Source organism: Bradyrhizobium nivariense (assembly GCF_029846695.2).
In the GTDB taxonomy this organism is placed as follows: Bacteria; Pseudomonadota; Alphaproteobacteria; order Rhizobiales; family Xanthobacteraceae; genus Bradyrhizobium.
In genome coordinates this window covers 18,468-44,988 of the sequence record NZ_JARWCR020000016.1, presented here as the reverse complement: position 1 = coordinate 44,988, position 26,521 = coordinate 18,468, and the positions used below count along the sequence as shown (strand labels likewise).

General features: G+C 63.2%; 22 protein-coding genes and 1 pseudogene. 11 read left to right on the top strand and 12 right to left on the bottom strand.

Annotated features, from left to right (window positions below; translation table 11 throughout):
* Positions 1-11: 11 nt before the first annotated feature.
* The gene (locus QCM77_RS15440; protein ID WP_462804323.1) at positions 12-737 is read right to left on the bottom strand and encodes a maleate cis-trans isomerase family protein; all 726 of its coding nucleotides are present in this window, start codon (positions 735-737) and stop codon (positions 12-14) included.
* A gap of 209 nt (positions 738-946) precedes the next feature.
* Between QCM77_RS15440 and QCM77_RS15435 the strand changes: the two genes are divergently transcribed.
* Both QCM77_RS15435 and QCM77_RS15430 read left to right on the top strand, forming a co-directional pair.
* On the top strand, positions 947-1,657 hold the full coding sequence (locus QCM77_RS15435) for a GntR family transcriptional regulator (RefSeq protein ID WP_279659711.1): 711 nt from the start codon (positions 947-949) through the stop codon (positions 1,655-1,657).
* Between the two features lie 2 nt (positions 1,658-1,659).
* Complete coding sequence (locus QCM77_RS15430; protein ID WP_279659712.1) at positions 1,660-2,409, top strand: aspartate/glutamate racemase family protein; 750 nt, start codon at positions 1,660-1,662, stop codon at positions 2,407-2,409.
* Here the strand turns inward: QCM77_RS15430 and QCM77_RS15425 are convergent, their stop codons facing one another.
* A complete protein-coding gene (locus QCM77_RS15425) occupies positions 2,410-3,882 on the bottom strand; it encodes an amidase (protein ID WP_511337198.1) in 1,473 nt (490 codons plus the stop codon).
* On the opposite strand from QCM77_RS15425, the gene QCM77_RS15420 reads away from it, so the two are divergent.
* The 4 genes from QCM77_RS15420 to QCM77_RS15405 are packed head-to-tail and all read left to right on the top strand — an operon-like array spanning position 3,881 to position 7,747.
* The gene (locus QCM77_RS15420) at positions 3,881-4,975 is read left to right on the top strand and encodes an ABC transporter ATP-binding protein (RefSeq protein WP_279684137.1); all 1,095 of its coding nucleotides are present in this window, start codon (positions 3,881-3,883) and stop codon (positions 4,973-4,975) included. The two genes, QCM77_RS15425 and QCM77_RS15420, sit on opposite strands and share 2 nt — an antisense overlap.
* Positions 4,976-5,009: 34 nt before the next feature.
* Complete coding sequence (locus QCM77_RS15415) at positions 5,010-6,053, top strand: ABC transporter substrate-binding protein (protein ID WP_279659715.1); 1,044 nt, start codon at positions 5,010-5,012, stop codon at positions 6,051-6,053.
* 11 nt (positions 6,054-6,064) lie between these two features.
* Positions 6,065-6,928: an ABC transporter permease gene (locus QCM77_RS15410; protein WP_279684136.1), complete on the top strand. Its 864-nt coding sequence runs from the start codon at positions 6,065-6,067 to the stop codon at positions 6,926-6,928.
* Positions 6,929-6,931: 3 nt separating this feature from the next.
* Positions 6,932-7,747 (top strand): ABC transporter permease, encoded by an 816-nt coding sequence (locus QCM77_RS15405; RefSeq protein ID WP_279684135.1) that lies wholly within the window; start codon positions 6,932-6,934, stop codon positions 7,745-7,747.
* Positions 7,748-7,755: 8 nt separating this feature from the next.
* Here QCM77_RS15405 and QCM77_RS15400 read toward each other — a convergent pair whose 3' ends face one another.
* Positions 7,756-8,097, bottom strand: coding sequence for a hydroxyisourate hydrolase (locus QCM77_RS15400; RefSeq protein WP_279659718.1), 342 nt, complete (start codon positions 8,095-8,097; stop codon positions 7,756-7,758).
* A gap of 44 nt (positions 8,098-8,141) precedes the next feature.
* Here QCM77_RS15400 and QCM77_RS15395 point away from each other — a divergent pair, with 44 nt between their 5' ends.
* Both QCM77_RS15395 and QCM77_RS15390 read left to right on the top strand, forming a co-directional pair.
* Complete coding sequence (locus QCM77_RS15395) at positions 8,142-9,332, top strand: MFS transporter (protein ID WP_279684134.1); 1,191 nt, start codon at positions 8,142-8,144, stop codon at positions 9,330-9,332.
* Entirely contained in the window at positions 9,329-10,732 is a 1,404-nt protein-coding gene (locus tag QCM77_RS15390) for an amidase (protein WP_279684133.1), read from the top strand. Before QCM77_RS15395 ends, QCM77_RS15390 begins: the two co-directional genes overlap by 4 nt.
* 207 nt (positions 10,733-10,939) lie before the next feature.
* Here QCM77_RS15390 and QCM77_RS15385 read toward each other — a convergent pair whose 3' ends face one another.
* The 9 genes and pseudogenes from QCM77_RS15385 to QCM77_RS15345 form a co-directional block, all read right to left on the bottom strand.
* Complete coding sequence (locus tag QCM77_RS15385) at positions 10,940-14,281, bottom strand: molybdopterin-dependent oxidoreductase (protein WP_279684132.1); 3,342 nt, start codon at positions 14,279-14,281, stop codon at positions 10,940-10,942.
* Complete coding sequence (lhpI, locus tag QCM77_RS15380; protein WP_347882371.1) at positions 14,260-15,252, bottom strand: bifunctional Delta(1)-pyrroline-2-carboxylate/Delta(1)-piperideine-2-carboxylate reductase; 993 nt, start codon at positions 15,250-15,252, stop codon at positions 14,260-14,262. The genes QCM77_RS15385 and lhpI overlap by 22 nt, the downstream gene beginning before the upstream one ends.
* 24 nt (positions 15,253-15,276) lie before the next feature.
* Positions 15,277-15,939, bottom strand: coding sequence for a helix-turn-helix domain-containing protein (locus QCM77_RS15375; protein ID WP_279659722.1), 663 nt, complete (start codon positions 15,937-15,939; stop codon positions 15,277-15,279).
* A gap of 64 nt (positions 15,940-16,003) precedes the next feature.
* Entirely contained in the window at positions 16,004-17,224 is a 1,221-nt protein-coding gene (locus QCM77_RS15370; RefSeq protein WP_462804325.1) for an ABC transporter substrate-binding protein, read from the bottom strand.
* Positions 17,225-17,343: 119 nt separating this feature from the next.
* A complete protein-coding gene (locus QCM77_RS15365) occupies positions 17,344-18,240 on the bottom strand; it encodes a branched-chain amino acid ABC transporter permease (RefSeq protein WP_347882378.1) in 897 nt (298 codons plus the stop codon).
* A 141-nt stretch (positions 18,241-18,381) separates the two neighbouring features.
* A pseudogene (locus tag QCM77_RS15360) lies at positions 18,382-19,257 on the bottom strand (branched-chain amino acid ABC transporter permease); the annotation flags it as partial.
* A gap of 13 nt (positions 19,258-19,270) precedes the next feature.
* Entirely contained in the window at positions 19,271-19,972 is a 702-nt protein-coding gene (locus QCM77_RS15355; protein WP_279684129.1) for an ABC transporter ATP-binding protein, read from the bottom strand.
* Positions 19,965-20,726 (bottom strand): ABC transporter ATP-binding protein, encoded by a 762-nt coding sequence (locus QCM77_RS15350; protein WP_279684128.1) that lies wholly within the window; start codon positions 20,724-20,726, stop codon positions 19,965-19,967. Before QCM77_RS15350 ends, QCM77_RS15355 begins: the two co-directional genes overlap by 8 nt.
* 145 nt (positions 20,727-20,871) lie before the next feature.
* A complete protein-coding gene (locus QCM77_RS15345; RefSeq protein ID WP_279684127.1) occupies positions 20,872-22,155 on the bottom strand; it encodes an NAD(P)/FAD-dependent oxidoreductase in 1,284 nt (427 codons plus the stop codon).
* Between the two features lie 170 nt (positions 22,156-22,325).
* On the opposite strand from QCM77_RS15345, the gene QCM77_RS15340 reads away from it, so the two are divergent.
* The 3 genes from QCM77_RS15340 to amaB all read left to right on the top strand — a co-directional run bounded on the left by QCM77_RS15340 (position 22,326) and on the right by amaB (position 26,510).
* Complete coding sequence (locus QCM77_RS15340) at positions 22,326-23,258, top strand: LysR family transcriptional regulator (protein ID WP_279684195.1); 933 nt, start codon at positions 22,326-22,328, stop codon at positions 23,256-23,258.
* A gap of 192 nt (positions 23,259-23,450) precedes the next feature.
* Positions 23,451-24,869 (top strand): 2-oxoadipate dioxygenase/decarboxylase HglS, encoded by a 1,419-nt coding sequence (gene hglS, locus QCM77_RS15335; RefSeq protein ID WP_279684126.1) that lies wholly within the window; start codon positions 23,451-23,453, stop codon positions 24,867-24,869.
* An 84-nt stretch (positions 24,870-24,953) separates the two neighbouring features.
* Positions 24,954-26,510 carry an L-piperidine-6-carboxylate dehydrogenase gene (amaB, locus tag QCM77_RS15330; protein ID WP_279684125.1) on the top strand — a complete coding sequence of 519 codons (1,557 nt, stop codon included), beginning with the start codon at positions 24,954-24,956 and terminating at the stop codon, positions 26,508-26,510.
* Positions 26,511-26,521: the final 11 nt, after the last annotated feature.

Here is a 26,521-nt window from a genome sequence, read left to right as displayed (position 1 = left end):
TCCGGTCGCTTCTAGGGGAGTGGGGACTGAAATACCCGTCCCCACCCTGACAATAGTCTCGGGTCTGCCTTGGCAAGCAACAGCGTTCGCCACAGCGTGACTGCGACGGAGTCGAGAATCAAGACATTCAGTTCACGCTCCAGGGCCTCCGTAATGGCTGCCCCGTCCATGTTCGTGCACAGAATCACGATCGCGTCGCAGCCCTCTGCAGCAACGGCACGGATCATGTCAGCAATCTCGGCAGGTTTTACCTCGCCGAACGAGAAATTATCGCGCAGGCCGAGATGTCGCTCGGCATGACAGGCAATACCATCACTGGCCCAAACCTTGCCGATACGCAGTTGCACGTCGTCGGTATAGGGCGTCACGAAGCCGACCCTTTGCGCGCCACTCGACCGCACCGCATCGATGCAGGCCAGCGTCGACGTCGTTGCAGGCTTTCCAGTGCGCGCACTGATCGCTTCGCAAAGGCTCCGGTCGCGCTCGATTCCAAGCCAGCTGGCCGAGGTACCGTTCCAGGCCACGGCATCGACCTTGGCGTCGGCAAGCAAATCCGCCATCGGCAACATCCTGGATGGATCGAACTGATCGAGCGCCTGGGCATCCAGCGCGATCTCGGTCACCCGGAAGCGGGAAAAGTGCGCGCTGATCCCGGGGGCTCCGGCGAGCATGGCGCAGGTCACCGGTTCGAGCACCGAATTCGATGATGGCGTGAGCATCCCAAGGCGCGTTCGCATTGAATTCACTGGAAAACCACGTTTCGGCTCGCTACGGCGCAACGACGCCCGCTGCCGCGATCATCATTCCCAAAATCAGCCACCGCAACGAATTTCTGCACACTGCATACAATTTCTTCAATATGCCATTGTTTTCATCTAGATAAGGGGTAATTTTAGGCAACTCTCAACGCCAATAGCCGCTAAAACAAAACCCAGCGAGGCGGAGCGTGCAGAACAAAAAGGACGACGTTGCCGGGCGAAAGTCACTCAAGCTCAAGCGGACAGGCCTGCATGAGCGCGCCGCGGCGCGGATGCGCGACATGATCATCCGCGGAGAGCTGGAGCCTGGATCGTCGACGCAGGAAACCAGGTTGTCCGAGGCGCTTGGCGTTTCCCGAACGCCGTTGCGTGAAGCCATGAAGCTGTTGGCGGCGGAAGGGCTGGTGGAATTAAGGCCGAACCGCAGCCCGCGGATCGCCGATATCGAAACAGATCGCATACTCGAGTTGTTCGAAGCGCTCGCAGGGATCGAACGGCTTGCGGCTGAGCTCGCGGCCCAACGCATCACCGAACGTGAATTACAACGTCTGCGCCTCCTGCAGACGCGTATGGAGAGTTACCACAGCGCGGGCAAGCTCGACGATTATTTCGCCATCAATGGGGAGATACACGGCCTGATCGTTCGGGCAGCACGGAATGCGCCACTGCGCGAGGCGCACGAGACATTGCTGTCGAGGGCAGAGCGGGCCCGCTATCTGGCGCTCGGTGCGGAGCGGCGCTGGAGCAATTCCGTTGAGGAACACGCGGCCATTCTTGCCGCACTCGAAGCTCGCGATGGCGAAGCAGCAGGGCGTCTCCTCTCGGCGCATGTGCAGCGCACTGGCACGGCGCTCTTGGAGGTTTTGCCCAAAATCCCGATCAGCAGACCGGCGGCCTGACGATGAATATCCTGCTGCTCAATCCGAACACGCGCGCAGATATCACCGATCTCATGCTGAAGGTCGGACAGCGCGCCGCTGCACCGGGAACATCCTTGATCCCCCTCACCGCGCCGCGCGGTGTGCCCTACATTTCGACCCGCGCTGAAGCCCAGATCGGCGGGGCCGTGGCACTGGAAATGCTCGCGGAACGCCACCGGGAATTTGACGGTGCGATCATCGCGGCCTTCGGCGATCCCGGACTGTTTGCGGCCAGGGAATTGTTCGACATTCCCGTCGTCGGCATGGCCGAGGCAGCGATGCTCACGGCATGCATGGCGGGACGACGATTTGGCCTTGTGACGTTTGCGCGGGCGTTAGGGCCCTGGTTTGAGGAATGCGTTCGTTCCCACGGGCTTTGGGAACGGTGTGCCGGCATCCGCATGCTCGATGGCCCATTCCGCGAGATCGCCGAGGTCGGCTCCGAAAAGGAAGATCTCCTGGTTGAACTCGCAAAGCGAGCCGTGGAGGAGGATGAAGCCGACGTCCTTATTCTGGCCGGCGCACCTTTGTCGGGACTGGCCGAGCGGGTCGCCGATCGAATTCCGGTACCTGTGATCGACCAGGTCGTTGCGGCCGTGAAACAGGTCGAAGCCCTGCACGCGCTCCGCCTGCGAAAAGCGAGCGCGGGGACATTTCGCCGGCCCGACGCGAAACCGTCGAGCGGCCTCGCAGCGCCGCTCGCCGCGCGCCTCGAACATCGCGACGCGTGATCAGAGGGGTGGCCGACGATGACAAAAGCCCAGTTGCTCTTCGATCCGACGGCCGAATGCGAACAATTTGGACTCCTCCCCCGGGGCGGCAATGATCTGAACGCCGAACGGCTTCTGATCCGGCTGTCTCGGCGTCGGCAAGGTGAGCACCGGGAAGCCGACCAGCGAGACAATGAAGGTGACGGCGAGATAGTCGATCGGCGTTTGGAGGTCCATATCGTCGATCCGTGTCACGTCGCCTGTATCATTGTTCCACGGGAAGACCGAGGCGGCCGGCGCGACGAGGAAATCCTTGCGCGCCATCAGACCGCGAAAGCTGCGATAGATAGTGGTGCGCCGCCGCTCGGCGGTGAGATAATCCTGCGCCGTGAGTTGCGCACCCGCCTCGATGTTCCAAATGACAGTCGGCGTGAGTTCGGCCCGCCGGTCTCGCAGCAACGCGCCATAGCCGTCCACGACATGGGCGGCGCGCAGCGCACGGAAGGCTTCAATGGCGCCGCCGCAGTCGGGGGAGACCTCTTCGAGATCGGCGATCTCAGACAGCGCATCGCAAGCCACGGTAAACCGCGCGCGGACTTCCTTCGCAACCGGTGCGACGCCGAAGTCAGGCGTGACTGCCAGCTGCGGCCGTCCCACCGCAAATCCAGTGCGCGGCTCGGTGCCGATGGACAACGGATCAAGAATGTCGGGTCCAACGCAGGCCGAGAGCCCAAGTTCGAGATCGTCAACGTTGCGCGCCAGAAGTCCGTGCGTGGCGAGCATGTCCCAGCCAAGGGCGCGCGCGGGCGCCGCTATCCGGCCTGGTGTCGGACGGATCGAGGCCACATCGCAGAAACTTGCCGGCGTCCGCACCGAGCCGCCAAAATCGGTGCCGTGAGCGAGAGGGGCCATTCCCGTTGCGACGGCGACAGCAGAACCGCCCGACGAGCCACCGGAAGTCAGCGCAACATCGAAGGGATTCCGCGTTGGCCCGCACAGCCGATTAGTGCACACCGCGCCAAAACCGAATTCCGGCGTGTTGGACTTACCGATGATCACAGCGCCTGCCTGCCGAAGCCTCGCCACCACAAGCTCGTCTTGCTCCGGGACATTGTGCTGGAACAGCAACGATCCATACGTCGTGCGCAAGCCCCTTGTAGTGGTCAGGTCCTTCACGGCAATCGGAACGCCATGCAGCGGCCCTGTCGGTCCGCGTGCCGCATCGCATGCGTCGGCCTGACGGCGCGCACCCTCCGCATCGACGGTGATGAAAGCCGAAAGCCGGCCGTCGAGTGTGGTGATGCGCGCGAGATGCGCATCAAGCGCATCACGTGCAGAAATCTCACGCCGCGCCAAAGCGTTGGCAAGAGCGGTGGCCGTCAATTCGCAGGGGTTCGTGTCGATCGTCATCGAGGAAGAATGCACGAACTCCGCGCAAATGACGATAGTGCAGGCACGGGATTTGCTTTCCCATGGTCGGGAGGAGTGCTCCATGGCTGAACTGATGGGCGGTCGTTCGCTCGTACTTGACGCAATCACCCACCGCTATCCCGGTGGCGCGATCGCGGTGGAAAACATCAATCTCGACGTGAAGGGCGGCGAAATCATCGCACTGCTCGGTCCGTCCGGCTGCGGCAAGACCACGCTGCTGCGCATCGTGGCCGGCTTTATCGCTCAGACCCAGGGACGGATCATCATCGGCGACGAAATCGTCGATACGCTGCCGCCCAACAAGCGTGCCGTCGGCATCGTCTTCCAGAACTATGCGCTGTTCCCGCATTTGACGATCGCCGAGAACGTGGCCTATGGCCTCGCCGCCCGCGGCGTCGACACGGCGACGCGCAGGAAAGAGGCGCAAAGGCTGCTCGAACTCGTCCAGCTTCCCGCCATGGCCGAGCGCCTGCCGCGGCAGCTCTCCGGTGGCCAGCAACAGCGCGTAGCACTGGCACGCGCACTGGCGATCAAACCGTCGATCCTGCTGCTCGACGAGCCCTTTGCAGCGCTCGACAAGAACCTGCGGCTCGACATGCAGATCGAAGTCAAGCGACTGCAGCGGGTTTCAGGCATTACGACACTCATTGTCACGCACGACCAGGAAGAAGCGCTGTCGATGGCCGACCGGGTCGCGGTTCTCAGCCAGGGCCGGCTCGAACAGTTCGGATCCCCGTCCGACGTCTATGACCGTCCGCAGACCCTGTTCGTGAACACGTTCGTCGGCTCCACCAATCGCATGCCCGGCACACTGGTCTCGGCCGATCCGACCGGCGCGAAAGTTCGCCTCGACGCTGGCGCCGACGTCATCGCGCGGCCGGCATCGAAGTCGATGGCGGAAGGCGGTCGCGTCACCGTCTGTATTCGTCCAGAGCACTTGCAGTTCGTTACCGACGATTCCGGCTTCGCCGGCGTGGTCGGCATGGCGCTGCCGCTCGGCGCGACCGTCGTGCATGAAGTCACGACCGCCGACGGATCGGGCGTGAAGATATCCCAGGCACGCTTTGGCGACACGCGCCTGCTGGAGAGCGGCGTTGCGGTACGTATTGCGCCGCTCGCGCCTGCTCTCGCAACTGTTTTTCCTGCATCACTTTGAGCACCGCGTCACCACACAACGGGAGTAAAGCCTCATGATCAATCGCAGAACCCTCTTAACGACCGCATTGACGCTCGGGGCTATGAAGGCGTTTCCGGGACTAAGCTACGCCCAGGCCCGTCCGCTGGTTTTCGCCACTTTCACAGGTAGCTGGGAGGAGGCCCACAAAGCGGTGCTGGTGCCGGCCTTCCGCAAGGCGAACGCCGATGCATCGATCGTGCTTGATCCAATGCTGTCCGTCGACCAGATCGCAAAAGTGAACGCAGCGCGCGCTAATCCGCCGATCGATGTGATGCTGCATGATCCCGGTCCGGCTCTCGTTGCTATTGGTCAGGACCTCGTCGAGGCGTTCCCGGTCGAGAAGAGCACCTATTACAAGGACCTCATTGCCGAAGCACAGGAGCCGATGGGACCGGCGCCGTTCTTCCAAGTCGTCGGGCTCACCTACAATCCCGACACGATCAAGACTCCGCCTACCTCGTGGGCCGATCTCTGGAAGCCGGAGTTCAAGGGAAAAGTCGGCATTACCAATCTCAATTCGACGCTTGGCACCGGATGGCTTGTGGAAATCGCCAAGATGCATGGCGGATCGGAAGCCAATGTCGATCCCGCCTTCAAGGCATTGGAAGCGCTGAAGCCCAACCTGGCAGCGGTCGCAGCCAATCCGGGTGCATTGGCGACGTTGTTCCAGCAGGGGCAGATCGATATTTCGCCCGGTAATTTCAATGCCATCCAAATCCTCAAGGCGCGCGGCGTTCCCGTTGAATTCGTGGCGCCGAAGGAAGGCGCGATCGCCTTCAAGACCACGATCCACGTCGTCAAGAACTCGCCAAACAGGGAACTCGCCTTCAGGCTCATTGAAGCGTCCCTCTCGCCCGAGGTGCAGACAACCCTGATGAATTCGCCCTATCTGATCGTTCCGACGAATTCAAAGGTCCCGATGGGGGGTGAAATCGCCCGCGTGCTGGCGAAAGACACCGCGGAATTGAAGAAGAAATTCGTCTTTCAAGACTGGAAGAAGATCAACGAGCAGCGTTCCGCCTGGATCGAACGGTTCAACCGCGAAATCAAGCTCTGAGGACCACGACGATGGCTGCCGCATCGGTGCCGCGCGACGTCACATCATACGGCATAGGGCTGGCCACACCGCTGGCCCTGTTCTTCCTGTTCTTCTTCGTCGCGCCATTGGTGCAGCTGTTCGTTCTGTCGCTGCACAACGATACGGCCGGTGTCGTCTGGGGTATCGGCCAATACGTTCATTTCCTGACCGATCCATTCAGCCTGAGTGTACTTGGCTCAACGCTACTCCTGGGCGCGGAAGTGACCGCATTGTGCCTGGTGCTGGGTTTTCCAATCGCATGGCTCTACCACCGCGTCGGATCGCGCGCCCAGACGCTCATCATCCTCATCGTGCTTTTGCCGCTGCTGACGAGCGTCGTGGTACGCACCTTTGCCTGGATTGTGATCCTGGGCCGTCAGGGCATCATCAACTCGACGCTTCTTTCAATCGGTACAATCGACACTCCAATTCGCCTTCTCTACACCCAGGTCGGGGTGGTCCTTGCTCTGGCCCAGGTACAGATGCCGTTGATGACGTTGCCGCTCATCACCGCGCTCGGTCGGATTGACTTGAACCTTGAGGATGCGTCCTGCTCTCTCGGTGCCGGAAGCTGGCGTACCTTTTGGAGAGTGGTGCTACCATTGTCACTGCCAGGCGTGATCGCCGGTTGCACGCTCACCTACGCCGCTGCCATCACGGCCTTCATCACGCAATCCCTCGTCGGCGGTGGACAAATGCTCTTCATGCCGATGTATCTCTACCAGCAGGCCTCGACACTGCAGAACTGGCCATTTGCCTCCGCGATCTCGATCATCTTTCTTCTTGCGGTTCTCGCCGTCGTGACCGTGTTCGGCATGCTGGGCCGGTTGTCACGCGGATATGGTGGAGCCTGATCGATGGGTGGCCGAAAACGCACATGGGAGGCCATCAGCTTCGAAGTCGTCATGACGGCGGTCGCGCTGATCGCGCTGATCGTCATCATCGCGCCCTCGCTTGTCGTTCTGGTCGTCTCGTTCACCAACGGCTTTTCACTCAAATTTCCGCCGCCTGGCTATTCGGCGCGGTGGTACGCTGAGCTGTGGAACGCTTGGCAACTGCATTTTGCCGCAAAGAACAGCTTTATCGTCGCGATGTGGTCGACCGGCCTGTCCGTCGTGCTCGGCGTTGCCGCGGCCCTGGCCATTGCACGCTCGCCTACGCTATCGGCACGCCTGCTGGACTCGCTGTTCATGTCGCCACTGGTGCTTCCTGCGCTCGCCTTTGGGCTCTCCGCCCTGATGCTGTTCTCGCTGGTAGGCCTGCCGGTATCCCCGCTCACGCTGATCATAGGCCACACCGTTGTCTGCGTTCCCTATGTGGTGCGCAACACGGTGGCGGCGCTCGCCCAGCTGGAGACGACCCTGCTGGAAAGTTCAGCCATTCTCGGCGCCAGCCGCTTTTACACGTTTCGAAGGATCGTATTGCCCCTGATCCGCCCGGGGGTCATTGCCGGCGCGTTCATCGCCTTCATGTCCTCGTTCGACAATGTGCCCGTCTCGCTGTTCCTGCGGGATGCGGCAACCGACATGTTGCCGATCCGGATGTGGCAGGACCTCGAGGGCAAGCTCGACGTAACAATCGCCGCATTGTCGGGTGTTCTAATCATCGCTACGGTGGCGCTCATGGCGATCATGGAGCGCGTCACTGGCCTCTCGAAGCGATTGACCAGCTGACGCGCGTCTCACGCACCGCGAAACAGGGAATAGCCCCAGCGGGTGAACTTCATTGGCAGATGAAAATGCTGATCCACCTCCTCAATCCTGAAACGGAAAGGCGCGACAGTGAGAAAGCTGGCGCCAGCGCCACCCGCGAAGAATTCGCCAAGGTGAAAGTGAACCTCGTATTCGCCTGCCTCGATTCCCAATCCGCCTACGACTGGATGGTCGAGTTGGCCATTCGAGCCAAGTCGGCCTTCCGCGATCCGCGTCGGTGCGGGTTCGATGCGCCATATTTCGACACGCAAGCCCTGGGCCGGACGCCCGCTGGCGACATCAACAGCATGAATCGATATCCCGCCGGCCATTTGCTCTCCTGCCCTATGGTTCCCGGTCTGCCAAGACCTGGCAGATGATACACGCACCGACGGCAGGTCAGCCAGCACTCTTGCCAGCACTCTTGCCAGCACTCGCGGCCATGACGTGGCTGCAGGCGCTGGTCGCGCTCGCGTTGTTTGCACCGGGGGCTGTGGCACCCTCCGCCCACCTCGATATTCTCAGCCTCTCGATGTTTTCCACCGCCGTCTTCGCCGTCGGCGTCGTCACATCGTTTTGGACGGGCGGCCTGATCAACCGCGTCGGCTCGCTGCGCATGGCAACCCTCTGCGGCAGCGCGGTGATCGCCAGCATGGCACTCGCGGCCTTCGGATCAGGTCCGGCCCTGCTTTTGGCAGGCCTTTGTCTCGGCCTCGCCTTCGGTCCCGAGACACCCGCCAGCGCGGCATTGCTGGGCAAACTGGTGACCGGTGAGCGACGTCCACTGGTCTTCTCGGTGCGCCAGACCGGTAATCAGATTGGTGCGGTCTGCGGCTCGCTTGCGTTGCCCGCTATCGCTATCTGGCTTGCCCCGCGGTGGTCCTTTGCAACGGTAGGTGCCTGTGCCATCGGCGGGATTATCGTGTTCGAATGGCTCCGCCCGCGATATAAAGGGCTAGCACTAGCGCCTCCGCAACTCGGCATCCGCGCACGGCTGGCATTGGTGAGCTCGGACCGGCGTATCGCAGCGCTCGCGGCGGCTTCGATTCCCTTTAGTGGAATGCAGCTCGCTCTCAACACTTTCTTTGTCTCGCTCGGTGTACGCGAACTCGGGCTCGGCCATCTCGAAGCCGGAGCCGCGCTGGCCTGCGCGCAAGCGGGCGGCTTGTTCGGACGGCTCGGCTGGGGTTTCCTTGCGATGCGCATCAATTCCGCGCGCATAGTCCTGATCGGCCTAGGACTGGGAATGGCCGTTTGCGCAGCGGTGTTCGGGCTATGGGGCGGCATGCTTGGCAAAGCGGGACAGTATTCGCTCGCAGCAGCTTTCGGTCTGACGGCAAGCGGCTGGAATGGTATCTTTCTCGCGGAGGTCGCCCGGCTTGCGCCGCAAGACCGCATTGGCGAGACGACCGGAGCCGTGTTGACAGCTTCGTATGCGGGCTTGCTGGTGACGCCTGTTCTGATTTCGGCCATTGAAACCCTCGCCGGCCTTGCCGGCGCGTTCATCGGCCTCGCGATCCTTGCGTTTGGTGGGACGGTAGCGCTACTCCGGGGAGGCGCGCGATGAATGCGCACGACATCGTCGCCGCAGTTTCGAGCAGGCGCATGTCAGCCGTCGAAATCGTCCGCGCGGCGCTGGATCGCATCGGGGCCGCCACAGCGCTCAACGCCGTCGTGACTGTTGACGCCGAGCGGTCACTGTCGGACGCGGCCAACACTGACCGTCGCTTGCAGCTCGGTGAAAGCATGCTCCTTGCCGGCGTCCCCGTTGTGGTCAAGGACAATATCTGGGTCGGTGGCTGGCGGGTCACGCAGGGATCCCGGCTTTTTGCCGACTTTGTGGCGCCGTGCGACGCCATAGCCGTCGAGCGATTGAAGCAGGCGGGAGCTATTGTCGTCGGCATGGGCGCCACGTCTGAATTCGCCTGCAAGGGCGTGACGACGTCGCTGCTGTTCGGGCCGACACGACATCCGCTCAATCCGGAATTGACACCCGGTGGCTCCTCGGGCGGTCCGGCAACGGCCGTCGCAGCTGACCTTGTACCGCTGGCGATCGGCACCGACGCCGGCGGCTCAAGCCGGCGTCCTCCGGCCCATGTCGGTGTTGTCGGCTTCAAGCCATCATATGGTGCCATTCCATATGGCCCGGGGTTCGCCGAGCCGTTCTTCGACATATCCGTGATCGCACCGATCGCCCGCAACGTCGCGGACGCGGCTCTCGCCTTCGAGGCGATGGCAGGTCCAGATGCCCGCGATTCTGATTCCGCATTGGTTGAAAGCGGTGACGCAGGCTCCTCGGATTTGCGAATCGCATTCTCGCCGAATTTAGCGCTGGATATCCCTGTCGATCCCGTCATCGCCGAAAGGCTCGAGGCCGTCGTCGAGCATCTCGGCAAAAAGGGACTGCGAATTTTCCGTCGGGACCCGATCTGGCCGCAAAGTGCTACCGAGGAGGCGCTAATGCCTCTGCAGCATGCGGGACTTGCCAGGCTCTACGGCGCTGCCTTCCAAAAGGATCCGGGGCAATTCGACCCTGATGTGGCCAATCAGATCGAACGCGGTCTGTCGTTGCGCGGAGTGGAGGTAGCGGCCGCACTCGGCGCAAGTACCGCCATCAGAGCCGCGTTCGCCGACTTCTTTTGCGAGTTCGACCTTCTGCTAGCCCCGACCGTTCCCTGTACTGCTTGGCCCCTTGTACAACTGGGCCCCAAAATGATCGACGGCAAGGAAGTAACCCCTCGGGCTCACGCCGCCTTCACGCCATTCGTCAATCACGCGCGCCTGCCCGCGATTTCAATCCCCTGCGGCCGCAACGCTAGCGGCCTTCCATTCGGGATTCAGATCATCGCGCGAAGGGGCCAAGACAGGATGCTGTTGCGTACGGCAATGCGCATAGAGGCTGAGATATGTTCATGCCCCCCGCGCGTCTCGCAGGGTGCGCGGCCGTTCCGTAACCACTGGTTATGAAGTCCGAATTCATCGAACGCGCTGATGATAGGTCAGGCGTAGTGCAACGTCGGCGTAGTTCAAGAAACACCTCAATAGAACGTGAAGGATATGATGAACCTGGACCACGCCGCCAATCGACGGCGGGTTCCGGTCGGGGGAGGCCCAACGATCGAGACCGACGTTCGCAAATAGTTGCGATCCAAGCGGTGGCTTCCGCAAGCCTCGTCATGCGTCAATGACGAGATCGGAAAGTGGAACGGCCTGACAGGTCAGGCAATGCCCGTCATCCAACTCCGGGCAATCGACGAGATGGCGGACCTCGCCGGTTTTGATCGGCACGACGCAGCTCTCGCATTGTCCGACGCGGCAGCCGCTCGGAATCGCAATACCAGCGTTTTCCGCCACCGCGAGAATGCTGGCCAGCGGCGTCTGCGGCGACCATGTCAATGTGCGTCCCGAGCGGGCAAAATGGATTCGGCGCGACATCAGGCCATCGAGTGCGGGCGGCGCGGGCGAGCGGAAGCGCTCCTTGAAAATCTCGAAGACTGGTACACCGCGCGCCTGCAGGTCCGCGCCGACCTCGTCCATCATCTCATCCGACGCGCACATGTAGATCCGCGCGCGCTCGCGGAGCAATCCCGCGTCGATGTCCGACACGGTGAACCGGCCGAGCCGATCGAATCGATCGCCGCTCCGTGGGCAGCTCAGATGCGTGACGAGCGTCAGGTTCGGCAGCCTCTGCTGCAACGCTTCAAGCCGTTGATGGAACGGACGGCTTTCGCTATTCCGGCAGCCATAATGCAGCGTGACGCGTGGCTCGTCGGCGCCGCCCTCGAGCGTTTCGAGATAGGATAGGAACGGCGTGATGCCGATGCCGCCGGCAATCAAGACGATCGGAAACTCGTTGCGCAACGGCAGCACGAAGCCGCCCTTCGGTGACTGCAATTCGACGGTGTCGCCCGGTGCGAGATCGTGCCTGACCGCCGTCGAGACCTGCCCGCCTTCAATGTGCCTGACACCGATCCGATAGGCATCGGGCGCAGGGATCGCGGCCCCGGTGAGCGAGTACGAGCGGATCGCCTCGCCAATCCGAAGGCTAACAAATTGGCCTGGCCGGAAGGCCGGAATTGGGCCACCATCGACTGGCCGTAACGTCAGCCCCACCACATCGGCGCATTCCTCGCGGCGCTCCGCGACGACGAAGGAGCGCCAGCCCTGCCAAGCGGTGCTTTCGTCACGTTCGACATCGCCGGCAAAGGAGCGCAGCGCCAGCGACCCGCTCAGGGGATCGCGCCCGCGTTCCGAGATGATGGCGTTGAAGCTGGCGCCGACAAGCCGGGTCTCGTCCGGCAGATAGCCCTGCAGGCCGAGATCCGGCGCAGGCTGCCACCAGCCATAATCGCTCGCCACGACGTCCTGCGCGAGCGCTTCGTTGAAGGCCGCGCGCATCCGGATCGTGCCCATACGGCTGCGCACCAACATCCAGTCACCCTCCAGGATATTCTTGCGGCGGGCGAGTTCGGGATGGATCTCAGCGGTCGGCTCGGCGCGCTTGCGGCGCAGCGAATTGATGCCGCGATGTTGGCTGTGGCAGAAATAACCGGTATTGGCGGAAAACAGCGTCAGCGGAAACGCATCACTGCGCCGCTCGGCCGGCTCGACGAAGCGCGGCACCGCCGGATAACCGTGGCGATGCAGCAGTTCCGAATAGAGCTCGGCCTTGCCGGTCTGCGTGGCGAAGCCGGTCGTCTGGTATTTGCGATGGCCGTGCTTGAGCGGCACACGAATGCCTTCGGGCCTCGCCCGCAGTGCTTGCAGATCGAGGCCGAGCGGGGCGAGCAGATGCTCAAAGCCCCTCTCGACATCGCCATCAAAGAAAAGCTCGCCCATGCCGAGCCGCGTGGCGAGTTGAAACACGATCCACATATCCGAACGGGCTTCGCCCTGACGCGGAATCATTTGCGGGCGCAGCTGCACCAGTTCCTGCGCCTCGGGCGAGATCTCGAAGCCGAGGCGCAATGCCTCGTGCTCCCAGGGGCTCGACACCGGCAGCACGATATCAGCCATCTCGGCGGTGGGGTTCAGGAACAAATCGCAATGGACCTGGAAGTCGAGCGCCTTCAGCGCCTCACGTCCGCGCTCCGGCGCCGGATGCGAGACCAGCAAATTGGAGCCGAACGCGAACAACGCGCGCACGCGGTAAGGTTTCCCGGTCAGCGCCGCGTCGTAGAAATCGGTGGAGGTGATCCAGCCGTCGGCCGGCGGCCCGAGCGGCCGTTCCGACAGCCCGAGCGTGCGTGCTCGCGCTTCTGGTGGAATCATCGCCATGGAATGCAGCGACGGCACCGGAAGGCTCGGCATCCTGACATTGCCGCCCGGCGCATCGAAATGGCCGGTCAAGGCATAGAGCGTTGCGACGGCGCGTTCGGTCTGCGAGGCATTGCTGTGCTGTCCAAGGCCGGTCCAGCCGTGATAGCAGACCGATGATGCCTTAGAGATCGTGGCCGCAAGTTCCTCAACTTGCGCCGCCGGGATGGCGGTGATGCGCTCGACCGCTGTGGGATCGTAGGGCTCCGCTGCCGCGACATAGTGATCGAAGCCGGTGCGGCAGGCGATAGGGCCTTGAGGGCCGATGACATCGAAGCATCCTTCGAGCGCTGCGGTCGCGAGCCCGCCCTCGGCCGCCACCGCTTCGCCCGCGACCGCGTCCCAGACCAGAAAGCCGTCGCCTTCAAGCCCGATATCGCTGGCCCGCAGGAAGCAACCGTCGCTGTCGCGGATCAGGAAGGCAGCGTTGGTCCAATGCCGCACGAAGTCGGCGTCATAGGCCTGATTGACGATGAGCCAACGCGCGAGGCCGAGCGCCAGCGCCGCATCGGTGCCGGGGCGGATGCGCAGCCACAGATCCGCGTCGCGCGCCGAGCCGGTCCGGCGCGGGTCGATCACCGCGAGCTTGGCGCCCTTCGCCCGTGCGGCGCTGATCGCCTCCGCCTGAGCTAGCCAGACATTGGCGGGGTTGTGGCCCCAGAGCAGGATCAGTTCGGAATGGCGATAGTCTGGCGTCGGCAGGGCACAGCCAAAGGTGAAGGCGTGGGCGTGGTCCTTGTGCCAATTGCAGATCTCGGTCGAAAAGCAATTATTCGGGCTGCCGAAGCCGCGGATGAAGCGCTGGATCCAGTCAAGGCTGTCGGATGTCGAGGACGAGGAGCCGGAGGTCACCGCGAACGCGACCGATTCCGCCCCGGTCTCCTCGCGGTAGCGCCCCAGCCGCTCGGCGATCTCGGTCAGCGCCTCGTCCCAGGAGATCGGCACGAAGCCGGGATCGGCGGCTCCCTTCGGCGCGGTGCGTCGTAATGGCGTCTTGAGGCGGCGGGCCGAATGCGCGATCTCCGGCGCGGCCCTGCCCTTTGGACATATTGCCTTGCCGGTTGGATGAACCGGGTTCGGCCGCACCGCGACGAGCCTGTCATCCTCGACGACGTTGATCGTGCCGCAGCGGGAGCGGCAGAGCGTGCAGAAGCCAGGCTTTTCCTGCGTAGACATCGTCAGGCCTTCGTTGCCGCGCATCCTCGCTCCGGAGGCCGCGCATATGAACTCGTTTTGGCCTTACTCACCAGCAAGCTCGCGGCCGCGAGATCCTCGATCGCCGCGCCCACCGACTTGAACAGGGTGATATCGTCACGGTCAAGGCGGCCTTGCTTGGCGCCCTTTGTCAGTTCATGGAGATCGCCACAGATCCTGTCGGCGTTCCAGTTTCCGGCGGCGATGGGTTGCAGCAGGTCGCCCGCTTCGGCGAGCGCGCCAGGATAGGTATCGATGAAGACGCGGCTGCGCGAAATAGCCGCGTCGTCGCTTTCGCGCATCTGCGGCGTAAAGGCGCCGACCAGATCGAGATGGGTTCCCGGCCGCAACCATGCGCCTTTGACCAGAGGTGCGGTCGACGTCGTGGCGCAGCTCACGATGTCGGCCTGCGGCACAGCCTCGGCAAGGTCAGCCACCGGAACTGCGTTCGCACCCTGCCGGGCAAGCGCGTCGGCCAGGGCCCGCGCGCGCTCCGGATTGCGTCCCCAGACCAACACCTTCTCGATCGGGCGTACGGCACGATGAGCGGCGGCGAGATGACTAGCGACATGGCCGGTTCCGACGACAAGCAGCGTGCGGCTATCCGCGCGCGACAGATAATCGGATGCGAGTGCTGACGCGGCGGCCGTGCGGCGGTTGGTCAGCGCCTCGCCGTCGATCGTCGCACGCGGCTGGCCGGTCGCACCGTCGAGCAGGAAATAAAGCGACGACACCGCGCCGAGACCGCGCTCGGCATTCTGCGGAAACACCGTGACGAGCTTGACGCCGAGGGCTTCGCCGCGAATCCAGGCCGGCATCGTCAGAAGACGCGCCGGCGTTCCATCGACGCCGACCTCATAGGCCTGCCGCAACGGCATCGGTTCGCCGTCGCGCTTGAAAGCCGCCCTCAGTGCCTCGATCAGCTCGGGATAGCCCAGCGCGGCATGGACTTCGGCAGCGGAATAGCTGCGCAGCATCACTATTGTTCCTGTCTTACAAAATCATGAGAGTGCGGTGATGCCGGTGCATATCCAGATGACCTCGGCATCCTCCTTGCTCAACGAGACAACGGCGTGGCCCATCTTGCTGTCGAAATAGGTGCTGTCACCGACCCCGAGCGTGACGGGGGCGTAGAATTCCGTGAAGACCTGGACGGAGCCGGACAAAACGCACAAGAACTCCTCGCCCTCATGACGCACCCAGCCGGGGAACTCGTCCAGGCGTCGCGCCCTGATCCGCGCCTTGAAAGGCAGGATATGTTTTTGCGAAAGGTCGGTCGCCAACACCTCGAAATCGTAGGTGCCGGTCCGATGCGGCTTGCCCTCACCGCTGCGCGTGACGCTGCGGCGGCCGACGGGCGCGTTCTGGCGGCGCTGATCGAACAGTTCGACGATGTCGAGATCGATACCGCGCGTGATCTTCTGTAGCACATCATAGGTCGGCGACATCTGGCCGTTCTCGATCTTCGACAGGGTCGAGCGCGCGACCCCGGTGCGCTCGCTCACCTCTTTCAGCGTCCACCCCTTGTCGGTCCGTACGCGCTTCAACCTGTGGCCGAGGTCGTCGTTTGCCTCGGCCGGCGCGGCGTCGGCCGAGAAGCGGGCCGGCACGACTTCGGTTGCCGCAGCCTCCCTCGGCGACGATCGCGTCGCAGTCTTCTTCATCGCAGGTCTCTCCCTTTTGTCGCGGAGGTATGGTCCCGGCGGCGGGCAGCGCCGGGACCTTGCCTCACTTCTTGACGTACGGGCATTCACTCTGGGCAAGAGACTGGAAGGCCTGCTCGCCGGGAACGGTCGCCAGGACATTATAGTAGTCCCATGGCTGCTTCGATTCGGAAGGTTTCTTGACCTCGACGAGCAGCATGTTGTGGACCATGCGGCCGTCCTCGCGCACCTTGCCGTCCTTGGCGAAGAAGTCGTTGACCGGCAGCTCGCGCATCTTGGCGGCCACGGCCTTGGCCTCGTCGGTACCCGCGGCCTGGATCGCCTTGAGATAGTGCGTGATCGAGGAATAGACGCCGGCATGCACTGACGTCGGCATCGTCTTGCGGGTCGCGAAGAAGCGTTTGGCGAAGGCGCGCGTCTCGTCGTTCTGGTCCCAGTAGAAACCCTCGACGAACGAGATGCCCTGCGCGGTCGGCAGGCCGAGGGAGTGGACGTCGGTAATAAACACGACCGGCGCGGCGATGGCTTGGCCGCCTGCGATGATGCCGAACTCATTGGCCTGCTTGATCGCCGTCGTCATATCCTTGCCGGCGGTGGCGAGCAGGATGACCTTCGCTTTCGATGCCTGCGCCGGCAGCAGGAAAGGTGAGAGATCGGCTGCGCCGAAGGGATGGCGGATGGTGCCCAGGACCTTGCCCCCGTTCGCCTTGATCGCCTCGCTCGCGATCTTCTCGAGCGAATGTCCGAAGGCGAAGTCCGCGGTAATGATGTAATAGGTGTCGTTGCCCTTGTCGATCAGGGCTTTCAGCGGTCCGACCGCGTTCGAATAATTGTCGTAGACCCAGTGAAAACCGGTGGGCGAGCACTGTTTGCCAGTCAGGTCCGTCGTGGCCGGCGACGAGAACAGCGCCACACGATTGCTCTCGCGCGTCAACTGCTGGATCGCGAGCGCGACGGCGCTGTTGGTGACATCCGAGATCGCATCCACCTTCTCGTTCTCGATCCAGCGCCGGGCGATGCCGACGCCGACGTCGGCCTTCTGAAGATGGTCGGCGCCGACGATCTCGATCGGCTTGCCGAGCACCTTGCCGCCGAAGTCCGTGGCCGCCATCTGCGCCGCCAGCAGCGAGCCCGGCCCGTTCAGATCGGAATACTGGCCGGACATGTCGGTCAGCACACCGATCTTGACGACATCGTCGCTGACCTGGGCCGTAGCCTGGCCGGCGACCACGAGCGAGCCGAGGCAGAGCGCGGTCGCGACCCCGCGCAGAAGTTTGGAAGGCATCTGTTGCATGATCTATCCCCCTGTTGTCAGCCCGCTCTTCCAAGCGGGGTCTGGTTCAATCCTGTCTACTTCCCCGGATGGCGAAGTTTCCTTGTCGAGACGTCTCGGTTCATTTTGGTTCATTCCTGCGGCGCGACCGCCACTTTGCGAAGCACTGCTGGTGTCGTCACTGGTGTTCGGCGCGGGCGGTGCCAGAGCTCGATCAGTTCACCGACGATTCCGCGCCGGAAGGCGAGCACGCAGACGATGAAGATCAGGCCGTGAATGACGGTGACCCATTGTCCGAAGGCTGTCAGATAGTTCTGCATGGCGACGACGATGAAAGCGCCGACGAGCGGACCGTAGAGCGTGCCGACGCCGCCGAGAAACGTCATCAGCAACACTTCGCCCGACATCGACCAGTGGACGTCGGTCAGGCTGGCGATCTGGCTGACGATTGCCTTGGTCGAGCCTGCAAGCCCCGCCAGCGCCGCCGAGAGCGTGAAGGCCACGAGCTTGTAGCGGCTTGTATCAAAGCCGAGCGACTGCGCGCGTGCGTCGTGATCACTGATCGCCTTCAGCACGCGTCCGAACGGCGAGCCGACCAGGCGCATGATCAGGAAGAAGCCGCCGAGGAATATCGCCAGCACGAACGTGTAGAGATTCGCGGGCCGCGAAAGGTTGATCAGACCGAAAAGCATGCCACGCGGAACCGCCTGCAGCCCGTCCTCGCCGCCGGTGAAGGGTGCCTGGAGCGCGACGAAATAGATCATCTGCGCGAAGGCCAGTGTCACCATCGCGAAGTAGATGCCGCTGCGGCGGATGGCGAGCCAGCCCGAGACAAAGCCAAGCATCGCCGCGGTCGCGGTTCCCGCCAGAATGGCAAGCTCGGGGTTCAGCCCCCAGATCTTCGCGGCATGACCGCAGACATAGCCGGCTGAGCCGAGGAACATGGCGTGGCCGAACGAGACCAGCCGGCCGTAGCCGGCGATCAGGTTGAAGGCGCAGGCGAACAGGGCGAAGATCATCGCCTTCATCATGAAGCCGGGATAAACCACGACCGGTGCGGCCGCGAGGCAGGCGGCGACCGTCAGGAAGATCATGGTTTGCGTACGCGCCGAAGGTGCCGGCGCCGACAGGCTGGAGTGCGGTTGCCCCTGCGCGGGCTCGGGCTTTGATCCGAACAGCCCCGCCGGCCGGATCAGCAGCACCACCGCCATCACCACGAAGACAACCGTCGTCGAGGCTTCGGGATAAAAGGCCTTTGTCAGGCCCTCGATGATGCCGACGAGGAAGCCGGTCAGGATCGAGCCCATGATTGACCCCATGCCACCGATCACGACCACCGCGAAGACGATAATCAACAGATCCGCTCCCATCGCCGGGCTGACCTGGTAGATCGGCGCGGCGAGAACGCCCGCCAGCGCAGCGAGCGCGACGCCGGCGCCGTAGGTCAGCGTGATCATGCGCGGAACGCGGATACCGAAAGCCTGAACCAGCATCGGGTTTTCGGTCGCGGCGCGCAGATAGGCGCCAAGCTTGGTCCGCTCGACAACGTACCAGGTGCCGAGGCAGACCACGACCGAGGCTGCGATCACCCAGGCCCGATAGTTCGGCAAGAACATGAAGCCGAGATTGCGGCCCCCCATCAGCGCCTGCGGAATCGAATAGGGCTGACCCGAAGAGCCGAACCAGTCGCTGAACATGCCCTGCACCATTAGTGCGAGGCCGAAGGTGAGCAGCATGCCATAGAGATTGTCGAGCTTGTAAAGGCGTCGCAGCAGCAGCATCTCGATCACGATGCCGATCGCGCCGATGGCGAGCGGAGCCAGGATCAACGCCCACCAATAGCCGATGCCGAGATAGTTGAGCAGAAACCACGCGCCCATCGCGCCCATCATGTACTGCGCCCCATGGGCGAAGTTCACGATGTTCATCATGCCGAAGATCACCGCGAGCCCGAGGCTCAGCATGGCGTAGAAGGCGCCGTTGATCAGCCCGAGCAGGAGCTGGCCATAGAGGACCGCGGAAGGGACGCCAAGGATCGTGGTCATGATGCCCTTTTGGTCAGAGTCCGAGATAGTTTTTGAGCGAACCGAGCCTGCCTTCGAAGGCAGCGCCCGGAATTTCCTCGACGACGCGGCCGAGTTCGACGATGTAGTGCCGGTCGGCGAGGCCGGCGGCAAAGCCGACATTCTGCTCGACCAGCAGGATGGTGAAGCCGAGCGCCTTCAGTTCGGTGATGGTCCGGCCGATCTGGCGGATGATGACGGGAGCAAGGCCTTCAGTCGGCTCGTCGAGCAACAGGATGCGTGCGCCGGTACGCAGGATGCGCCCAAGCGCCAGCATCTGCTGCTCGCCGCCGGACAGCTTGGTTCCCTGGCTGTCGAGGCGTTCTTTCAGGTTCGGAAACAGGTTGAGGATCTGCTCGACCGTCATGCCGCCGGCGGCCACCTTCGGCGGCAGCAACAGGTTTTCGCGTACGCTCAGGCTAGCAAAGATGCCGCGCTCCTCCGGACAGAAAGCGATTCCCTTGCGAGCGATGTCATAGGGCGCGGTCCCGATGATCTCGAAGCCGTCGAGCGAGATCGAACCCGAACGCTTGTCGAGCAGGCCCATAATCGCCTTCAGCGTCGTGGTCTTGCCGGCCCCGTTGCGACCGAGCAGCGTTACCACCTCCCCTGCCCGGACGCTGAAGTCCATTCCGTGCAGAATTTTGGACTCGCCGTACCAGCCCTGGAGATTGCCAACCGTGAGGGTCTCAGCCATGTGCTTGCCCCGTATAGGCAGCCATCACGTCGGCGCGCGACGAGACCTCCGCATAGCTGCCTTCCGCCAGCACCTCGCCGCGCACCATCACGGTGATGGTGTCAGCGAGCTCGGCGACCACATTCATGTTGTGCTCGACCAGCAACACCGTGCGGTCCTTGCCGGCCTCGCGGATCAATTGCGTCACGCGCCCGATATCTTCATGGCCCAGTCCCGCCATCGGCTCGTCGAGCAGCAGCACCTTGGGTTCAAGCGCGAGCGTCGTCGCCAGTTCGAGCACGCGCTTGCGGCCATAGGAAAGGCTGCCGGCCATCGTCTCGGCATATTCCGACAGGTCAAAGCGCGCGAGCAGCGCGTCCGCACGATCCAGCACCGCGCGATGACGCGAAATCCGGCCGAGCAAATTCCAGGCGAGGCCATTCTCGGGCAGCAACGCGAGCTCGATGTTCTCGCGCACGGTCAGTCCGGCGAACACCGCCGAGATCTGGAACGAACGCACCACGCTGCGCTTGGCCATTGCCGGCATGCTGAGGCGGGTGACGTCATGACCATCGTGCAGGATGGTGCCGGCCGACGGCGGAAGGTATTTCGTCAGAAGGTTGAACAGGGTGGTCTTGCCGGCCCCGTTGGGACCGATGACAACGTGCATGCTGTTACGGACAAGCCGGAAGTTGACGCCATTGACGGCGAAGAAGCCGCCGAACTCGCGGCTGAGGCCGCGGGTCTCCAGAGCGTAAACGGCACCGTCCGTCATGCCTCTACCCTGCACACGCCCGGATCCCGGATTGGAAAATTAGGCTTGGACCAGGCTGCGGGACCACTTTTGAACATAAGTTTCCTATCGTCAACTAATTTCTGATACGATTTTTTAGTCGCCATTGCGAAATCTTATGCGGGATCTATCGCCGCGCCTGGACCAGATGAAGGAGCTGCGCTCCGGCCTCGTAATAGGCCGTTTTGGCGCTGCGGAAGCTGGGCGTCGTCGGCGACGATGCCGGAAGCGGCAGATCTTTCTCGTCGAGTTGTCCGAGTGTGTGGAGGGCAAGCAGACGTCCGAACGTCGTGCCGGGCGCAATGCCGCGCCCGTTGTAGCCGCTGAAGCCGATCACGTTTTCTGCGAGCTTGTGGAATCGCGGAAGGTGATCGTCGGTCATCCCGATCAGGCCGTACCATTCGGCTTCGAATCTGATGTCGCCGATTTGCGGGAATAGTTTCTTGAGCGCCCGCTTTGCCCAAGATCGGTGGACCGCGGCACCAGTGCCTCGGAGCGCGCCGCAGCTTCCGAATACAAGGCGGCCGGCGCGGTCGAAGCGAAACGAACTCAGCACCTCATTGGTGTCCCAGGCCCCCTGCCGTTCGGGAAGAATGGACGCGCGGATGTTGTCCGACAGCGGCTGGGTGGCGAAGTTGAAATAGGGCAGATGGATCTGCTCCGTTTTGACTTCGGACCAGGGCCCCGTCGCATAGGCATCGGAGGCCACGATCACGCGGTCGGCGATGACGTGACCATCAGCGGTTTGCAGTTTCCATTTGCCGTCAATTCGCTCGGCCGAGATGACCGCGCTGCGGGTGAATATCCTCGCGCCGGCGTTCAGGGCGCCGCGGGCGAGGCCCCGCGCATAGGCCAGCGGCTGGATCGTACCCGCGCGCCGGTCCCACAGCGATCCGGCGTAAGCCGACGAACCAATTTTTGCCGCGGTGTCGGCGGCGTTCAACAACTCCACCGGTGCGCCACGGCGGCTCCACTGCGCGGCGCGCTGCTCGAGCTCCTTCAGTCCTTGGGGACCGACGGCGCAATGCAGCGTGCCGGCACGCTCGACCTCGCATTCAATACGATGACGGTCGATGAGATCGAACACCAGCCTCGGGGCGTCGCCCAGCAGCTCGAGCAAACGCTCGCCATAATCGCCACCGAGTACATCGGCGAGCACATCCGGCATCACCCACATGCCGGCATTGACCAGCCCGACATTGCGGCCGGCCCCGCCAAAGCCGATCTCCACCGCCTCCAGCAACGCGACGTTGGCCCCTGCCTCTGCGAGATGGAGCGCCGCCGAGAGTCCGGTATATCCGCCGCCGACGATGGCGGTGTCGACCTTGATCGATCCACCCAGCCCGGCGGTTTCGGGCGGCGGCGGCGCGGTCAATTCCCAGAGGCCGTGGGATCTGGCGTTGTCTAGCATCGTCTCCGACGTCCTCGTCTGTTGCCGCCCGCAAGGTCGCGTTTTCCGAAGGCGCGTTGACTGGTTCATTCCAATTCGGCAAGTTGAACGCCGACCGCTGAAGAGTTGCCGAAGCTCTGACGGCGAGGCCAGGCGGAAATCTAGCGTTGCCGGCAGCGGCGGGCCAAGCGATGTTTGGTCAAGACCTCATTCGGCTGGAGAATGATGTGCAGGGCCCTCGCCGCTTTTTGCCTTCGCTGCCTCTGCTGTCCGCCTTTGAAGCGGCGGCGCGGACTGGAAGCATTACGGCCGCCGCCAAAGAGCTGTCGCTGACGCAAGGCGCGGTGAGCCGCCAGGTCAAGGCGCTGGAAGAGCAGCTCGAGGTCGAGCTGTTTCATCGCGAACGGCAGACCATCCGCCTGACCGTGGGTGGCGACGCCTATGCCCGCGAGATCCGAGATGCGCTGCGCAAGATCAGCACCGCCTCGCTCAACCTGCGCGCCAATCCGTTCGGCGGCACGCTGACGCTCGCCATCCTGCCGACCTTCGGCACCAGATGGCTGGCGCCGCGGCTTCCCAAATTCCTCGCGGGCAACCCGGGCATCACCATCAACCTGGTCACGCGGCTATCGAATTTCGACTTCAGGCTGGAGCCCGTCGACGCCGCGATCCATTTCGGGCGGCCGGAATGGCAAGGGGGAGAATTGGCGTTGCTGCGGTCGGAGACCGTGATCCCCGCATGCAGTGCCGAGCTACGAGAGCGCTATGGTTTCAAGCAAGCCAGCGATCTCCGGAAAGCTCCGCTGCTGCATCTGACGACACGGCCGGACGCCTGGGAACAATGGCTGACGCTGCACGGCGTGGATGCCCATGCCGTCCATGGCATGCTGCTGGATCAGTTCGCCACCGCGTCACAGGCGGCAATTTCCGGGCTCGGCATCGCGCTGCTTCCCGAATTTCTCATCGAGGAGGAACTGAGCACCGGCAAGCTGGTGCGCGCGCTCGATCTGCCGATGAAAAGCGCCGAGGCCTACTACCTGGTGTGGCCGACCGATCGGGCGTCTCATCCGCCACTTGTTGCCTTCCGGGAATGGCTGCTTTCGGAAACGGCGCCAGACCGCTGAAGGAGCGTACCTGACGCGGTCAGGTCCGCGAGTTCGCCCATCAGCTCCCAGCCATTTTGGCGTTAGTCACCTATCATTCATCGATGGAATGACTTCTTGAACTTCTATCGTTTGAAAATGCCGGATTATTGTCCTTTCTACGGGCTGGGCATGACGCTGTAAGGCGCCCCCGTCCGCGATCACGAGGTCCGAATGTCCGCGCACGACCACATCCATCCCGACCAGACCCGCACGTTCTTCTCACGCGCCATGTCGGACATGTTCCGGACCGAGGTCCCGCAATACGGCACCCTCACCGAACTGGTCGGTGAGGTGAATGCCGACACGCTCGCGAACGATCCAGACCTGCGCGATCGCCTCGACCGCAATGGGGAACTGGAGCGTCTGAACATCGAGCGCCACGGCGCTATCCGCCTCGGCACCGCTGACGAGCTCTTCACGATTCGCCGGGTGTTTGCGGTGATGGGAATGTACCCGGTCGGGTATTACGACTTGTCCGCCGCAGGCGTGCCGGTGCATTCGACGGCGTTTCGGCCGATTGACGATAGCGCGCTTCGCCGCAATCCGTTCCGCGTCTTCACCTCCCAATTGCGCCTCGAACTGATCGAGGATGCGGCGCTGCGGGCCGAAGCGGCCCGCATTCTCGCCGCGCGCAGGATCTTTACGCCACGCACGCTTGAACTGATCGGCGTGTTCGAAGCAGACGGTGGGCTGACCCGCTCGCAGGCGGAGGAATTCGTGCGCGAAGCGCTGGAGACGTTCCGGTGGCACGGCAATTCGACCGTCAGCCTCGAGACCTACAAGAAGCTTCACGACGCCCATCGGCTGATCGCCGACGCCGTCAGCTTCAAGGGCCCCCACATCAATCACCTGACGCCGCGCACGCTCGACATCGACGCCGCCCAGGCCGCGATGCCAAGATACGGCATCATACCGAAGGCCGTGATCGAGGGGCCGCCGCGCCGCGATTGCGCAATCTTGCTGCGACAGACCAGTTTCAAGGCGCTGGAAGAAGCAATCCTGTTTGAGGATAGCACCGGCGGGCGCGCCGTCGGCACGCACACCGCACGCTTTGGCGAGATCGAGCAGCGCGGCGTGGCCCTCACGCTGAAGGGCCGCAAGCTTTACGACACCCTGCTGGCCTCTGTGCGTCGCGGCGTCCAGGTTGGTGCCGCCGGGTCGAACGCGCGCGACTATGATGCGGAACTCGCCAAGCGGTTTGCGGCGTTCCCGGACGACTGGGCAACGCTTCGCTCCCGCGGGCTCGCGTTCTTCCGCTACTCCGCGACGCCTGCCGGCATGGACGCCGGAAGCCGCCATCGGCTGCCGGCCACCATCGATGCCCTGGTCGAACAAGGATTTCTCCGCTTCGATCCGATCGTCTACGAGGATTTCCTTCCCGTCAGCGCCGCCGGTATATTCCAGTCGAATCTCGGCACCGACCAACAGCGCAACTATGGTGAGCATTCCAACCGGGCAGCTTTCGAACAAGGGCTCGGCGCAAAAGTTCACGACGAACTGGAGCTCTACGCCCGCGCGGAAAGCGCCTCCCTGGAGCAGTCGCTCATCCGGCTGGGATCGCCGCATATCCATTTCAAGGCGAGCGCCTGATGAAAGACGAGCGAGGAGTCTCCAGCCGACTGCTGACGGCAGCCCTCCTCTGAAATCAACTCGAGCCCTCGGAAAGAGTCCCTCATGTCAGACAATCAATCCGCCAAAGCCAAAATCCTCTCGCTCAAGGCGGAGGTCGACGCGCTTCTGGTTGAGCTCGGCGTCGAATCCGTCAGATATACCGGTGGCACGCTGGTCGCGAAAACCCCGATCACCGGCGAAACCGTGGCGCATGTCAGGGAGATCGACGCCGCCGGCGCAACCTCGGCCATCGAACTGGCTCACGCGGCTTTCCTGCAATGGCGTCTGGTCCCGGCTCCCAAGCGCGGTGAACTGGTGCGGCTGCTTGGCGAAGAGCTGCGCGCCAACAAGCGCGCCCTCGGAAGGCTGGTTTCCATCGAGGCCGGCAAGATCGAGTCCGAAGGTCTCGGCGAAGTCCAGGAGATGATCGACATTTGCGACTACGCCGTGGGGCTTTCCCGCCAGCTCTATGGCTTGACGATCGCCACCGAGCGCCACGAGCACCGTATGGCGGAGACCTGGCATCCGCTCGGTGTCACCGGCATCATCTCAGCGTTCAATTTTCCGGTCGCGGTTTGGTCATGGAATGCCGCGCTGGCACTGGTCTGCGGCAACAGCATCGTCTGGAAGCCGTCGGAAAAGACCCCTCTCACCGCTTTGGCGACGGAAGCGCTGTTCGGGCGCGCAATGAGCCGTTTCAAGGCCGACGGTGGCGCAACGCCCGACGGATTGTCCGCCGTGCTGGTGGGAGGACGCGAGATCGGTGAGGCCCTCGTCGACAACACCCTGGTTCCCCTGGTCTCGGCGACCGGTTCGACCAAAATGGGACGCGCCGTCGCTCCGAAGCTCGCCCAACGCTTCGCCCGCGCCATTCTCGAACTCGGCGGCAACAACGCGGCGGTGGTGACGCCGACCGCCGATCTCGACCTGACGCTGCGCGGCGTCGCCTTTGCGGCAATGGGCACGGCGGGCCAGCGCTGCACCACGCTGCGCCGCCTCTTCGTACACGAGAGCGTCTATGAAAGCTTCGTGCCGCGTCTGAAGAAGGTCTATCGGTCCGTCTCCGTCGGCAATCCCCTCACCGGCAATCTGGTCGGCCCGCTCATTGACGGCCTTGCCTACGAATCGATGCAGCGCGCCATCGGCGAGGCCAAGGCCGCGGGTGCTGCCATTGTCGGCGGAGAGCGGGTCGCCATCGCAGGTGCGGATGCGGCGTTCTACGTCCAGCCGGCGTTGATCGAGATCGACGGACAGACCGCGACGGTCGAGCGCGAGACTTTTGCACCGATCCTCTATGTCATCAAATACAGCGACTTCGATGCCGTGATCAAATTGCATAATGCCGTCCCACAGGGATTGTCGTCTTCGATCTTTACCAATGACCTGCGCGAGGCTGAAGCCTTCCTGTCGGCGCGCGGCTCCGATTGCGGAATCGCCAATGTGAACATCGGCCCTTCGGGCGCCGAGATCGGCGGCGCATTCGGCGGCGAGAAGGAAACCGGCGGCGGCCGTGAATCCGGGTCGGATGCCTGGAGGGCCTACATGCGCCGCGCCACCAACACGATCAATTTTGGCCGCACCCTGCCGCTCGCCCAGGGCGTCAAGTTCGACGTGGATTGAATGGAAATCGC